The 14378-nt window shown below is 57.9% G+C and carries 14 protein-coding genes and 1 pseudogene; all 15 read left to right on the forward strand.

Features of this window, described 5'->3' with window-relative positions:
* The first annotated feature begins 438 nt into the window (after nt 1-438).
* On the forward strand, nt 439-2331 hold the full coding sequence (mnmG, locus tag M1B34_RS04975; RefSeq protein WP_123327994.1) for a tRNA uridine-5-carboxymethylaminomethyl(34) synthesis enzyme MnmG: 1893 nt from the start codon (nt 439-441) through the stop codon (nt 2329-2331).
* Nucleotides 2328-2972, forward strand: coding sequence for a 16S rRNA (guanine(527)-N(7))-methyltransferase RsmG (rsmG, locus tag M1B34_RS04980; RefSeq protein ID WP_268264567.1), 645 nt, complete (start codon nt 2328-2330; stop codon nt 2970-2972). Before mnmG ends, rsmG begins: the two co-directional genes overlap by 4 nt.
* An 18-nt stretch (nt 2973-2990) precedes the next feature.
* Nucleotides 2991-3788 (forward strand): ParA family protein, encoded by a 798-nt coding sequence (locus M1B34_RS04985; protein WP_123327992.1) that lies wholly within the window; start codon nt 2991-2993, stop codon nt 3786-3788.
* A gap of 9 nt (nt 3789-3797) precedes the next feature.
* Complete coding sequence (locus tag M1B34_RS04990; RefSeq protein ID WP_123327991.1) at nt 3798-4670, forward strand: ParB/RepB/Spo0J family partition protein; 873 nt, start codon at nt 3798-3800, stop codon at nt 4668-4670.
* Between the two features lie 148 nt (nt 4671-4818).
* Nucleotides 4819-5226: a F0F1 ATP synthase subunit I gene (locus tag M1B34_RS04995; RefSeq protein WP_268261141.1), complete on the forward strand. Its 408-nt coding sequence runs from the start codon at nt 4819-4821 to the stop codon at nt 5224-5226.
* Nucleotides 5227-5242: 16 nt separating this feature from the next.
* Nucleotides 5243-6112 carry a F0F1 ATP synthase subunit A gene (gene atpB, locus M1B34_RS05000; protein ID WP_123327989.1) on the forward strand — a complete coding sequence of 290 codons (870 nt, stop codon included), beginning with the start codon at nt 5243-5245 and terminating at the stop codon, nt 6110-6112.
* A gap of 134 nt (nt 6113-6246) precedes the next feature.
* Nucleotides 6247-6504, forward strand: coding sequence for a F0F1 ATP synthase subunit C (gene atpE / locus M1B34_RS05005; protein WP_002555987.1), 258 nt, complete (start codon nt 6247-6249; stop codon nt 6502-6504).
* Nucleotides 6505-6561: 57 nt separating this feature from the next.
* Nucleotides 6562-7032 carry a F0F1 ATP synthase subunit B gene (locus M1B34_RS05010; RefSeq protein ID WP_123327988.1) on the forward strand — a complete coding sequence of 157 codons (471 nt, stop codon included), beginning with the start codon at nt 6562-6564 and terminating at the stop codon, nt 7030-7032.
* Nucleotides 7033-7044: 12 nt separating this feature from the next.
* A pseudogene (locus M1B34_RS05015) lies at nt 7045-7580 on the forward strand (F0F1 ATP synthase subunit delta).
* 21 nt (nt 7581-7601) lie between these two features.
* A complete protein-coding gene (gene atpA, locus M1B34_RS05020) occupies nt 7602-9146 on the forward strand; it encodes a F0F1 ATP synthase subunit alpha (RefSeq protein WP_123327986.1) in 1545 nt (514 codons plus the stop codon).
* A gap of 50 nt (nt 9147-9196) precedes the next feature.
* Complete coding sequence (gene atpG / locus M1B34_RS05025; RefSeq protein ID WP_123327985.1) at nt 9197-10057, forward strand: F0F1 ATP synthase subunit gamma; 861 nt, start codon at nt 9197-9199, stop codon at nt 10055-10057.
* 27 nt (nt 10058-10084) lie between these two features.
* Complete coding sequence (gene atpD, locus M1B34_RS05030; protein WP_123327984.1) at nt 10085-11461, forward strand: F0F1 ATP synthase subunit beta; 1377 nt, start codon at nt 10085-10087, stop codon at nt 11459-11461.
* 44 nt (nt 11462-11505) lie between these two features.
* Nucleotides 11506-11931, forward strand: coding sequence for a F0F1 ATP synthase subunit epsilon (locus tag M1B34_RS05035; protein WP_123327983.1), 426 nt, complete (start codon nt 11506-11508; stop codon nt 11929-11931).
* Between the two features lie 117 nt (nt 11932-12048).
* Complete coding sequence (gene glmU, locus M1B34_RS05040) at nt 12049-13416, forward strand: bifunctional UDP-N-acetylglucosamine diphosphorylase/glucosamine-1-phosphate N-acetyltransferase GlmU (protein WP_268264568.1); 1368 nt, start codon at nt 12049-12051, stop codon at nt 13414-13416.
* A 188-nt stretch (nt 13417-13604) separates the two neighbouring features.
* Entirely contained in the window at nt 13605-14372 is a 768-nt protein-coding gene (locus tag M1B34_RS05045) for a DeoR/GlpR family DNA-binding transcription regulator (RefSeq protein WP_123327981.1), read from the forward strand.
* Nucleotides 14373-14378 lie beyond the last annotated feature (6 nt).

Here is a 14378-nt window from a genome sequence, read left to right on the forward strand (position 1 = left end):
TTCATCGCTCAGCAGGCGTTTCTGTGGATTAAGCCCTGTGAATAACTGGCCCTGTGCTCAGTTGATAACAGGGCTTCAAAACTGAGGAAAACCACCTCTGTGGATAACCACCCCATTCATCCACAGGCTTAAACCGGTTATCCAACGCCCTCATTGGCACCTAACCACAGACTTTAAATTCTCTGTACACATTGAAAATAAAGGCCTATAGCAATCTATCCACAGAAAGGGTGCTCAGTAAGAATAAACATAAAAACAAAGATTTAATAAATTTCTCTCTTTTAATTTCTATTGTCCGTGATTCATCCACAGCTGGTTAAATTTTGTGCAAAGGGTTCTTTAGGAAGGGCTAAGTCCCTATACTTGCCGCCTTGGTCCAAAAACCAACCCAACAACTACTCCTAATTACTCCTACTTGAAGCAGGCACGAGGTGCGTGGTGGATTTCCCTTCCCGTTTTGAAGTGATCGTCATCGGCGGCGGTCATGCCGGTACCGAGGCAGCACTTGCATCAGCACGCATGGGGGCAAAAACCCTGTTGCTGACGCATAACGTGGAAACCCTCGGAGCAATGAGCTGCAACCCCGCCATCGGTGGGATTGGTAAAAGCCATCTGGTCAAGGAAATCGATGCCCTTGGCGGCGCGATGGCCATCGCGACCGATAAAGGCGGTATTCAATTTCGTGTATTGAACAGTCGCAAAGGCCCAGCCGTACGCGCTACTCGCGCCCAGGCCGACCGCATTCTGTATAAAGCCGCTGTGCGCGAGATCCTCGAGAACCAGCCCAACCTGTGGATATTTCAACAGGCCGCGGACGACCTGATCGTTGAACAAGACCAAGTGCGCGGCGTGGTTACTCAAATGGGCCTGCGTTTCTTCGCCGAATCCGTGGTGTTGACCACCGGGACCTTCCTCGGCGGACTTATCCACATTGGGATGCAGAACTATTCTGGCGGCCGCGCCGGCGATCCACCTTCGATCGCCCTGGCTCACCGCCTGCGGGAGTTGCCTCTACGTGTGGGCCGGCTGAAAACCGGTACCCCGCCACGTATCGACGGCCGTTCTGTGGATTTTTCGGTGATGACCGAACAACCTGGCGATACACCGATCCCGGTGATGTCGTTCCTGGGCTCGAAAGAACAGCATCCAGCGCAAGTCAGTTGCTGGATTACCCACACCAACGCCCGTACTCACGAAATCATCGCGTCCAACCTTGATCGGTCGCCGATGTATTCCGGTGTAATCGAAGGGATCGGCCCGCGCTATTGCCCGTCGATCGAAGACAAGATTCATCGCTTTGCCGACAAGGAAAGCCACCAGGTGTTTATCGAACCTGAAGGCCTGACCACACACGAGCTGTACCCGAACGGGATATCCACATCCTTGCCGTTCGATGTGCAGTTGCAGATCGTGCAATCGATCCGCGGTATGGAAAACGCCCATATCGTGCGTCCGGGCTACGCCATCGAGTACGACTACTTCGATCCGCGCGACCTGAAGTACAGCCTGGAAACCAAAGTCATCGGCGGTCTGTTCTTTGCCGGGCAGATCAACGGCACCACCGGTTACGAAGAAGCCGGGGCCCAAGGTTTGCTGGCCGGCGCCAACGCAGCTTTGCGTGCACAGGGCAAAGACAGCTGGTGCCCGCGGCGCGATGAGGCGTACATCGGCGTGCTGGTGGACGACTTGATTACCCTGGGTACCCAAGAACCGTACCGGATGTTCACCTCTCGGGCGGAATACCGTTTGATCCTGCGCGAAGACAACGCTGACCTGCGCTTGACCGAAAAAGGCCGCGAACTGGGTCTGGTGGATGACGTGCGTTGGGCAGCGTTCTGCAAAAAACGCGAAAGCATTGCCCAGGAAGAGCAGCGTCTGAAATCCACCTGGGTCCGCCCGGGCACCGAGCAGGGCGATGCGATCGCCGAGAAATTCGGCACGCCGCTGACCCATGAATACAACCTGTTGAATCTGCTGAGCCGTCCGGAAATTGACTACGTGGGCCTGGTGGAAGTGACCGGGCAGGGCGCGGAAGACCCACAGGTCGCCGAGCAGGTCGAGATCAAGACCAAATACGCCGGTTACATTGATCGTCAGCAGGACGAAATTGCTCGTCTGCGGGCCAGCGAGAACACCAAGCTGCCTGTGGATATCGATTACACCGGCATTTCCGGCCTGTCCAAAGAGATCCAGAGCAAGCTCGGCGCAACGCGTCCCGAGACGCTGGGCCAGGCGTCGCGGATCCCTGGGGTTACACCGGCGGCGATTTCCCTGTTGATGATTCACTTGAAAAAACGCGGCGCGGGCCGTCAGTTGGAGCAAAGCGCTTGAGTTCGTTGGTTACCGTGCAACATGCCGAAGAGTTATCCACAGGTGCCCGCCAGCTCGGGGTCGACCTGAGCGAAGCCCAGCACACGTTGCTGCTGGGTTACCTGGCCCTGTTGGTCAAATGGAACAAGGCGTACAACCTCACGGCGGTGCGCGATCCGGACGAAATGGTCTCGCGGCATCTGCTGGACAGTTTGAGCGTGATGCCCTTCATCGAAAATGGCCGTTGGCTGGACGTGGGCAGTGGCGGCGGAATGCCTGGTATTCCCCTGGCGATCCTGTTTCCCGAGTCCCAGGTGACCTGCCTGGACAGCAACGGCAAGAAAACCCGCTTCCTGACCCAGGTCAAACTCGAACTCAAGCTGGATAACCTGCAAGTTATCCACAGTCGGGTCGAAGCCTTCCAGCCTGATCAGCCTTTCAACGGGATCATTTCCCGGGCGTTCAGCAGCATGGAGAATTTCAGCAACTGGACCCGCCACCTCGGCGACCGCGATACACGTTGGCTGGCAATGAAGGGCGTTCATCCCTCGGATGAGCTGGTAGCATTGCCCGCGGACTTCCACCTTGATAGCGAACACGCCCTGGCCGTACCCGGTTGCCAAGGCCAACGCCATCTGCTGATACTGCGCCGCACGGCATGATTGGGAACACAAGCAAGAATGGCTAAGGTATTCGCGATAGCGAACCAAAAAGGTGGCGTGGGCAAGACCACCACCTGCATCAACCTCGCAGCTTCCCTGGTCGCTACCAAGCGCCGGGTGCTGTTGATCGATCTTGATCCACAGGGCAACGCCACCATGGGTAGCGGTGTGGATAAACACGGCTTGGAAAACTCGGTCTACGACCTGTTGATCGGCGAGTGCGACCTGGCCCAGGCCATGCACTTCTCGGAGCACGGCGGTTACCAATTGCTGCCGGCCAACCGCGACCTGACCGCGGCGGAAGTGGTTCTGCTGGAAATGCAGATGAAGGAAAGCCGTCTGCGCAGCGCCCTGGCGCCGATTCGCGAGAACTACGATTACATCTTGATCGACTGCCCGCCGTCGTTGTCGATGCTCACCCTCAACGCCTTGGTGGCCGCCGATGGGGTAATTATCCCCATGCAGTGCGAGTACTACGCGCTGGAAGGTTTGAGCGACCTTGTGGATAACATCAAGCGCATCGCTGAATTGCTCAACCCCGAGCTGAAGATCGAGGGCCTGCTGCGGACCATGTTCGACCCGCGCCTGAGCCTGATGAACGATGTTTCGGCGCAGCTCAAGGAACACTTTGGCGAGCAGCTGTACGACACCGTGATTCCACGCAACATCCGCCTGGCAGAAGCTCCGAGTTACGGCATGCCGGCGTTGGCCTATGACAAACAATCCCGTGGCGCGCTGGCCTATCTGGCCCTGGCGGGCGAGATGGTTCGCCGGCAACGGAAAAACTCACGCGCCGCCGCCGCCCTGCCAACTTAAGGAATCCCCATGGCCGTCAAGAAACGAGGTCTCGGACGTGGACTGGATGCTCTGTTGAGTGGTCCGACCGTCAGCGCCCTGGAAGAACAAGCGGTGCAGGCGGATTCGCGTGAACTGCAGCACCTGCCCCTGGACCTGATCCAGCGTGGCAAATACCAGCCGCGTCGGGACATGGATCCCCAGGCGCTGGAAGAACTGGCTCAGTCGATCAGGGCCCAAGGTGTGATGCAGCCCATTGTGGTGCGCCCCATCGGCAGCGGCCGCTTTGAAATCATTGCCGGTGAACGCCGCTGGCGTGCCAGCCAGCAGGCTGGCCAGGAAACCATTCCGGCCATGGTCCGCGATGTGCCGGATGAAACCGCGATTGCCATGGCGCTGATCGAGAACATCCAGCGCGAAGACCTCAACCCGGTGGAAGAAGCCGTGGCCCTGCAGCGTTTGCAGCAGGAGTTCCAGCTGACCCAACAACAAGTGGCTGAGGCAGTGGGCAAGTCGCGGGTGACCGTGGCCAACCTGTTGCGCCTGATCGCGCTGCCGGAAGTAATCAAGACCATGCTGTCCCATGGCGACCTGGAAATGGGCCATGCCCGTGCCTTGCTCGGCTTGCCGGAAAATCAGCAGGTGGAAGGGGCGCGACATGTTGTCGCACGAGGGCTGACTGTGCGCCAAACCGAGGCATTGGTTCGCCAGTGGTTGAGTGGCAAACCGGAGCCCGTGGAAGCGGCCAAACCCGACCCGGATATCGCTCGCCTCGAACAGCGCCTGGCCGAGCGCCTGGGCTCTGCGGTGCAGATCCGCCACGGCAAGAAGGGGAAAGGGCAGTTGGTGATTGGCTACAACTCCCTCGATGAGTTGCAGGGCGTCCTCGCACACATCCGCTGAAACATTTCCTCATGTAGCGCGCAGTCGGAAATCACTACCTGGCAGTTGAATAGGGGCTGAACCGCCCCTATACTCTGCGCGCATTTTGTCGGCACAAATTATGCCAAGTTATTGAATTCTGGCAGCCGGCCTTTGAGGAGCAAGAGTGATGGAAACCCGCACGCCAAACCGCTTGCCGTTCCATCGCTTGGCGGTTTTTCCCGTGTTATTGGCTCAATGTGTTGTGTTGCTGCTGGCCGCTTTGGCGCTGTGGCAATGGCATGGAGTCGTTGCCGGGTATTCGGGCCTTTGCGGAGGACTGATAGCCTTGCTACCCAATGTGTACTTCGCTCACAGGGCATTTCGGTTTTCCGGCGCCCGAGCAGCCCAAGCCATCGTCCGGTCTTTTTATGCCGGTGAGGCGGGCAAACTGATTTTGACGGCAGTGCTGTTTGCATTGACGTTCGCAGGTGTGAAGCCATTGGCGCCGCTAGCTGTATTCGGCGTCTTCGTGCTGACCCAAATGGTCAGCTGGTTCGCTCCCCTGCTAATGAGAACAAGACTTTCGAGACCTTAGGGCGTTTGAGGCAACCATGGCAGAAACAACCGCTTCGGGCTATATCCAGCACCACTTGCAGAACCTGACCTTCGGTCAGCTACCCAATGGCGGCTGGGGCTTCGCCCACACCGCAGCAGAAGCCAAGGAAATGGGCTTCTGGGCATTCCACGTCGATACCCTCGGCTGGTCTGTTGCACTGGGTGTGATTTTCGTTCTTCTTTTCCGCATGGCGGCCAAGAAAGCTACCTCCGGCGTGCCTGGCGCGCTGCAGAACTTCGTTGAAGTGCTGGTGGGCTTCGTCGATGGCAGCGTGAAGGACAGTTTCCACGGCCGCAGCCCGGTGATTGCACCGCTGGCGCTGACCATCTTCGTCTGGGTGTTCTTGATGAACGCCATCGACCTGGTGCCGGTGGACTGGATTCCACAACTGGCCATGCTGATCTCCGGTGATGCGCACATTCCATTCCGTGCCGTATCCACCACTGACCCGAACGCTACCCTGGGCATGGCCCTGTCGGTGTTCGCGTTGATCATCTTCTACAGCATCAAGATCAAGGGCTTCGGCGGCTTCATCGGCGAACTGACCCTGCACCCGTTCGGCAGCAAGAACATCTTCGTTCAAGCGCTGCTGATTCCGGTGAACTTCCTGCTGGAGTTCGTGACGCTGATCGCCAAGCCAATCTCTCTGGCACTGCGTCTGTTCGGCAACATGTACGCTGGCGAGCTGGTGTTCATCCTGATCGCTGTGATGTTCGGCAGCGGCCTGCTCTGGCTCAGCGGCCTGGGCGTGGTGCTGCAATGGGCGTGGGCTGTGTTCCACATCCTGATCATCACCCTGCAAGCGTTTATCTTCATGATGCTGACCATCGTCTACCTGTCGATGGCGCACGAAGAGAACCATTAAGACCAGTCTCGACTAGTCTGATGTCCCTCTCGGTCAAACGAGAGGGGGCCCGCTTAGGGCTTGATGAAACGATTTGTTTTACCGCTTTAAATTAAAAAAACCTAAACCATACGACGTAAAAGTCGGGAGGAAAGATGGAAACTGTAGTTGGTCTAACCGCTATCGCTGTTGCACTGTTGATCGGCCTGGGCGCACTGGGTACCGCAATTGGTTTCGGCCTGTTGGGCGGCAAATTCCTGGAAGGCGCTGCTCGCCAACCAGAAATGGTTCCAATGCTGCAAGTTAAAATGTTCATCGTTGCCGGTCTGCTCGACGCCGTAACCATGATCGGCGTTGGTATCGCTTTGTTCTTCACCTTCGCGAACCCCTTCGTTGGCCAACTCGCTGGCTAATCACTCGATTATTCGAGTTGATTGGTGTGATGGACAACGAACGAGCGAGGTGTTGGCGTGAACATTAATGCAACCCTGATTGGCCAGTCCGTTGCGTTCTTAATTTTTGTACTGTTCTGCATGAAGTTCATTTGGCCTCCGGTCATTGCTGCTTTGCACGAACGTCAAAAGAAGATCGCGGATGGACTGGACGCTGCCAACCGAGCAGCTCGTGACCTGGAACTGGCCCAAGATAAAGCGGGTCAGCAACTTCGCGAAGCTAAGGCTCAGGCAGCTGAAATCATTGAGCAAGCCAAGAAACGCGGCACTCAGATCGTCGACGAAGCCCGTGAACAGGCTCGTGTCGAAGCTGAACGTGTGAAGGCTCAGGCTCAGGCCGAGATCGAACAGGAACTGAACGGCGTCAAAGACGCGCTGCGCGCCCAACTGGGCAGCTTGGCGGTCAATGGTGCAGAGAAGATCCTGGGCGCCACAATCGATCAAAACGCGCACGCAGAGCTGGTTAACAAACTGGCTGCTGAAATTTAAGCGAGGGCGATCATGGCAGAATTGACCACGTTGGCCCGACCTTACGCTAAGGCGCCTTCGAGCACGCTCAGGCCCACCAGCAGCTGGCCTCTTGGTCAGCCATGCTCGGCCTGGCTGCAGCGGTGTCACAAGATGACACCATGCAGCGCGTGCTTAAGGCCCCGCGACTGACGAGCGCAGAAAAGGCCACCACGTTTATCGACGTGTGTGGCGACAAGTTTGATGTCCAGGCACAGAATTTCATTCACGTTGCCGCCGAAAACGACCGTCTCCTGCTGTTGCCGGAGATCTCCGCTCTGTTCGACCTGTACAAGGCCGAACAAGAGAAGTCGGTGGATGTGGATGTGACCAGTGCTTTTGCATTGAACCAAGAACAGCAAGACAAACTCGCCAAGGTTCTCAGTGCACGGCTCGGCCGGGAAGTGCGCCTGCACGCTGCGGAGGATGCCAGCCTGATTGGTGGCGTCGTAATCCGCGCCGGCGACCTGGTTATCGATGGCTCGATTCGCGGGAAACTCGCGAACCTTGCCGAAGCATTGAAATCTTGAGTTTGAAGGGGCAGCAGAGCAATGCAGCAACTCAATCCTTCCGAAATAAGTGAAATTATCAAGGGCCGCATCGACAAGCTCGATGTGACCTCCCAAGCCCGTAACGAAGGCACTGTCGTCAGCGTATCTGACGGCATCGTGCGGATTCACGGTCTGGCCGACGTTATGTACGGCGAGATGATCGAGTTTCCGGGCGGCGTCTACGGTATGGCCCTCAACCTTGAGCAAGACTCTGTAGGTGCCGTTGTACTGGGCGCATACACCTCTCTGGCTGAAGGCATGAGCGCCAAGTGCACTGGCCGCATCCTCGAAGTTCCGGTTGGTAAGGAACTGCTGGGTCGCGTAGTCGACGCACTGGGTAACCCAGTTGACGGCAAAGGTCCGCTGAACAACACCGAGACCGACGCGGTCGAGAAAGTTGCTCCAGGCGTGATCTGGCGTAAGTCGGTAGACCAGCCTGTACAGACTGGCTACAAGGCTGTCGATGCCATGATCCCAGTCGGCCGTGGCCAGCGTGAGCTGATCATCGGTGACCGTCAGATCGGTAAAACCGCTCTGGCGATCGACGCGATCATCAACCAGAAAGACAGCGGCATTTTCTGCGTTTACGTAGCGATCGGTCAGAAACAATCGACCATCGCTAACGTGGTTCGCAAGCTGGAAGAAAACGGCGCCCTGGCCAACACCATCGTTGTGGCCGCCAGTGCTTCCGAATCTCCTGCGCTGCAGTTCCTGGCACCGTACTCCGGTTGCACCATGGGCGAATTCTTCCGCGACCGCGGTGAAGACGCGCTGATCGTTTATGACGATCTGTCCAAGCAAGCAGTGGCTTACCGCCAGATTTCCCTGCTGCTGCGCCGTCCACCAGGCCGTGAAGCTTACCCAGGCGACGTGTTCTATCTCCACTCCCGTCTGCTGGAGCGCGCATCCCGCGTTTCGGAAGAGTACGTAGAGAAGTTCACCAACGGCGCAGTGACTGGCAAAACCGGTTCCCTGACCGCTCTGCCGATCATCGAAACCCAGGCTGGCGACGTTTCCGCGTTCGTTCCGACCAACGTGATTTCCATCACCGACGGTCAGATCTTCCTGGAATCGGCCATGTTCAACTCCGGCATCCGTCCGGCAGTGAACGCCGGTGTTTCGGTATCCCGTGTAGGTGGCGCCGCTCAGACCAAGATCATCAAGAAGCTCTCCGGTGGTATCCGTACCGCTCTGGCTCAGTACCGTGAACTGGCGGCATTCGCCCAGTTCGCTTCTGACCTGGACGAAGCGACCCGTAAGCAACTTGAGCATGGTCAGCGCGTTACCGAGCTGATGAAGCAGAAGCAATACGCGCCAATGTCGATCGCCGACATGTCGCTGTCGCTGTATGCCGCTGAGCGTGGGTTCCTGACTGACGTCGAAATCGCCAAGGTCGGCAGCTTTGAACAAGCGCTGATTGCTTACTTCAACCGCGATCACGCCGATTTGATGGCGAAGATCAACGTGAAGGGTGACTTCAATGACGAAATCGACGCTGGCCTGAAAGCCGGTATCGAGAAGTTCAAGGCCACCCAAACCTGGTAAGCCGCAGCGGGAGCCGCAAGGCTCCCGCTTGCTAACCTGATAGGTGTTACATGGCAGGCGCAAAAGAGATTCGCAGTAAGATTGCGAGCATCAAAAGCACGCAAAAAATTACCAGCGCCATGGAAAAAGTGGCGGTCAGCAAAATGCGCAAGGCACAAATGCGCATGGCTGCTAGCCGTCCTTATGCGGAGCGCATCCGCCAGGTTATTGGTCATCTGGCCAACGCCAACCCGGAATATCGTCACCCTTTCATGATCGACCGTGCTATCAAGCGCGTCGGTTACGTTGTGGTGAGCAGTGACCGTGGTCTGTGTGGTGGCTTGAACACCAACCTGTTCAAGGCCCTGGTCAAGGACATGGCGGTAAACCGCGAAAACGGCGTCGAGATCGATCTGTGCGTGGTCGGTAGCAAGGGTGCGGCCTTCTTCCGCAACTTCGGCGGTAACGTCGTTGCAGCTATCAGCCATCTGGGTGAAGAACCGTCGATCAATGACCTGATCGGCAGCGTCAAGGTGATGCTGGATGCTTACCTGGAAGGCCGTATTGACCGCCTGTCCGTGGTGTCCAACAAGTTCATCAACACCATGACGCAACAGCCTACCGTGGAGCAGTTGATTCCGCTGGTGGCAACCCCAGAGCAAGAACTCAAGCACCACTGGGACTACCTCTACGAACCGGATGCCAAGGAGCTGCTCGACGGCTTGATGGTCCGTTACGTGGAGTCGCAGGTCTACCAGGCGGTGGTCGAGAACAACGCAGCTGAACAAGCGGCGCGGATGATCGCAATGAAGAACGCTACCGACAACGCCGGTGATTTGATCAGCGATTTGCAGCTGATCTACAACAAGGCGCGTCAGGCTGCGATCACCCAAGAGATCTCGGAAATCGTCGGCGGCGCTGCCGCGGTTTAACGGTTCAAATATTCAGAGGATCCAGCTATGAGTAGCGGACGTATCGTTCAAATCATCGGCGCCGTTATCGACGTGGAATTTCCACGCGACAGCGTACCGAGCATCTACAACGCGCTGAAAGTACAAGGCGCGGAAACTACTCTGGAAGTTCAGCAACAGCTGGGCGACGGCGTAGTTCGTACCATTGCGATGGGTTCCACCGAAGGCTTGAAGCGCGGTCTGGACGTTATCGACTCCGGTGCAGCCATCTCCGTACCGGTCGGTAAAGCGACCCTGGGCCGGATCATGGACGTCCTCGGTAACCCGATCGACGAAGCTGGCCCGATCGACACCGAAGAGCGCTGGGGTATCCACCGCGCCGCTCCTTCCTTCGCAGAACAGGCAGGCGGCAACGACCTGCTGGAAACCGGCATCAAGGTTATCGACCTGGTTTGCCCGTTCGCCAAGGGCGGTAAAGTCGGTCTGTTCGGTGGTGCCGGTGTAGGCAAAACCGTAAACATGATGGAACTGATCCGTAACATCGCCATCGAGCACAGCGGTTATTCCGTGTTCGCCGGTGTGGGTGAGCGTACTCGTGAGGGTAACGACTTCTACCACGAGATGAAGGACTCCAACGTTCTGGACAAAGTGGCACTGGTTTACGGTCAGATGAACGAGCCGCCGGGTAACCGTCTGCGCGTAGCACTGACCGGCCTGACCATGGCCGAGAAGTTCCGTGACGAAGGTAACGACGTTCTGCTGTTCGTCGACAACATCTATCGTTACACCCTGGCCGGTACTGAAGTATCCGCACTGCTGGGCCGTATGCCTTCCGCAGTAGGTTACCAGCCGACCCTGGCTGAAGAGATGGGCGTGCTGCAAGAGCGCATCACTTCGACCAAGGAAGGTTCGATCACCTCGATCCAAGCGGTATACGTACCTGCGGACGACTTGACCGACCCGTCGCCAGCGACCACCTTCGCCCACTTGGACGCTACCGTCGTTCTGTCCCGTGACATCGCTTCCCTGGGTATCTACCCAGCGGTAGACCCACTGGACTCGACTTCACGTCAGCTGGATCCGAACGTGATCGGCAACGAGCACTACGAAACCGCTCGCGGCGTTCAGTACGTGCTGCAGCGCTACAAAGAGCTGAAGGACATCATCGCGATCCTGGGTATGGACGAGCTGTCGGAAGCCGACAAGCAGTTGGTAAACCGTGCTCGTAAGATCCAGCGCTTCTTGTCGCAGCCGTTCTTCGTGGCTGAAGTCTTCACTGGTTCTCCAGGCAAATACGTTTCCCTGAAAGACACCATCGCTGGCTTCAAAGGCATCCTCAACGGTGACTACGACCACCTGCCAGAACAAGCGTTCTACATGGTCGGCGGCATCGAAGAAGCGATCGAGAAAGCCAAGAAACTGTAATCCCGGCGCCCGGCAACGGGCGCTAATCAGGTTGAGGCAAGCAGATGGCTATGACAGTCCATTGCGATATCGTCAGCGCGGAAGGAGAAATCTTTTCCGGCCTGGTCGAGATGGTGATTGCGCACGGCAGCCTGGGTGATCTTGGTATCGCTCTGGGTCACGCTCCGCTGATCACTGAACTCAAACCAGGTCCGATCCGCCTGATCAAACAGGGTGGGGAAGCCGAGGTGTATTACATCTCCGGTGGGTACCTCGAGGTTCAGCCGAACATGGTCAAGGTTCTTGCCGACACCGTGCAACGTGCTGCCGACCTGGATGAAGCCTCCGCTCAGGAAGCCGTCAAGGCTGCTGAGAAGGCCCTGAATGAAAAAGGCGCAGATTTCGACTACGGTTCTGCTGCTGCACGTCTGGCCGAGGCCGCAGCTCAGCTGCGCACCGTCCAGCAGATCCGCAAGAAGTTCGGCGGCTAAGCCGCAAACGTCCTGTGCGATTGATTAAAAAGGGTAGCCTCGGCTACCCTTTTTCTTTTTCTGCAACATCTCCCCCCTTTGGGTCACAGCCTGACCTCCCAGGATTGGTAGCCAGTCATGTCTCTTGAAATCGTTATCCTCGCCGCCGGTCAAGGCACTCGCATGCGTTCGGCCTTGCCTAAGGTGCTTCACCCGGTCGCCGGCAACTCCATGCTTGGTCATGTTATCCACAGCGCCCGGCAACTTGATCCACAGCGCATCCATGTGGTCATCGGCCACGGAGCCGATGCCGTGCGCGAACGCCTGGCGGCTGACGATCTGAATTTTGTGCTGCAGGACAAGCAACTCGGCACCGGCCATGCAGTGGCCCAGGCTGTGCCTTTTATCAGCGCCGACACCGTGCTGATCCTCTACGGCGACGTGCCGCTGATCGAAGTGGACACCCTGCAGCGCTTGCTGCAAAAGGTCGGCCCCGAACAGCTTGGCCTGCTCACTGTCGAGCTGGACGACCCCACCGGTTATGGCCGCATTGTGCGTGACGCCACCGGCCAAGTGACCGCCATCGTCGAGCAGAAAGACGCCAACGATGCCCAGCGCGCCATCACCGAAGGCAACACCGGGATTCTCGCGGTGCCGGCCCAGCGCCTGGGCGACTGGATGAGCCGCCTGTCCAACAACAACGCCCAGGGCGAGTACTACCTCACCGACGTGATTGCCATGGCCGTTGGCGATGGCCTGGTGGTTGCCACTGAGCAACCCCACGACGCCATGGAAGTGCAGGGCGCCAACGATCGCAAGCAACTGGCCGAACTCGAGCGTCACTACCAACTGCGTGCCGCTCGCCGCTTGATGGCCCAGGGCGTGACCCTGCGTGATCCGTCCCGCTTCGACATTCGGGGTGAGGTCAGTGTGGGGCGCGACGTGATCATCGACATCAACGTGATTCTCGAAGGCCGTGTGGTGATCGAGGACGACGTGGTGATCGGTCCGAACTGCGTGATCAAGGACAGCACCCTGGGCAAGGGCGTGGTGATCAAGGCCAACAGCCACATCGACGGCGCGATCATGGGCGAGGGCAGCGATGCCGGTCCGTTCGCTCGCCTGCGCCCGGGCAGCGTGCTGGGAGCTCGGGCCCATGTGGGTAACTTTGTCGAGTTGAAGAATGCCCACTTGGGCGAAGGCGCCAAGGCTGGTCACCTGACTTACCTCGGGGACGCGGAGATCGGCGCGCGCACCAACATTGGCGCCGGCACCATCACCTGCAACTACGACGGCGCCAACAAGTACCAGACCACCATTGGCGACGATGTGTTTATCGGCTCCAACAACTCGCTGGTTGCCCCCGTCAGCATTGGCGATGGTTCAAACACGGCGGCCGGTTCTACCATCAATCAGAATGTGGATAAGTCCCAGTTGGCTGTGGCGCGCGCGCGCCAGCGCAACATCGACGGCTGGAAACGCCCGGTCAAAATCAAAAAGACCTGAGTTATCCACACCCTGCCTGACCTGTAGGAGCCGCTTGCCGGCGAAAGCGTCCGAGCATCGCCACCCGGCGGCCTGGCGTGATCGCCGGCGAGCCGGCTCCTACATTTTTTGTGTTCGCTGCTTGACGATTTCCTTGCGATAGGTTTTGATTGCTTCCGTTATCTTTCGAATCGAAACTTAAAGCCACTATGTCGAAACGCAACACACCCCAGCGTCGCCACAATATCCTCGCCTTGCTCAATGAACAGGGCGAAGTGAGCGTTGACGCGTTGGCCAAGCATTTCGAAACTTCGGAAGTTACGATCCGTAAAGACCTGGCGGCACTCGAAAGCCATGGCCTGCTGCTGCGTCGTTACGGCGGCGCGATCACCATGCCCCAGGAGCTGGTCAGCGACCTTGGCCAGCCCGTCTCCAAATACAAACAAGCCATCGCCCGTGCGGCGGTCAAACGCATTCGCGAACACGCGCGGATCATCATCGACAGTGGCAGTACCACCGCGTCGATGATTCCCGAACTGGGCCAGCAACCCGGCCTGGTGGTCATGACCAACTCGTTGAATGTCGCCAGCGCCTTGAGCGAACTGGAACACGAACCGGTGTTGCTGATGACCGGTGGCACCTGGGACCCTCATTCCGAGTCGTTCCAGGGCCAAGTGGCCGAGCAGGTTCTGCGTTCCTACGATTTCGACCAACTGTTTATCGGTGCCGACGGCATCGATCTGGTGCGCGGGACCACCACCTTCAACGAGCTGCTGGGCTTGAGCCGGGTCATGGCCGAAGTGGCCCGGGAAGTGGTGGTGATGGTCGAGGCCGACAAGATCGGCCGCAAGATTCCCAACCTGGAGCTGCCTTGGAGCAGTGTCCATACCCTTATTACCGATGATCGCCTGCCCCTTGAGGCCCGCGACCAGATCCAGGCCCGCGGCATAACTCTGATTTGCGCGGCTGTCAGCTAGGAGAAA

The organism is Pseudomonas morbosilactucae (assembly GCF_023241715.1).
Taxonomy (GTDB): Bacteria; Pseudomonadota; Gammaproteobacteria; order Pseudomonadales; family Pseudomonadaceae; genus Aquipseudomonas; species Aquipseudomonas morbosilactucae.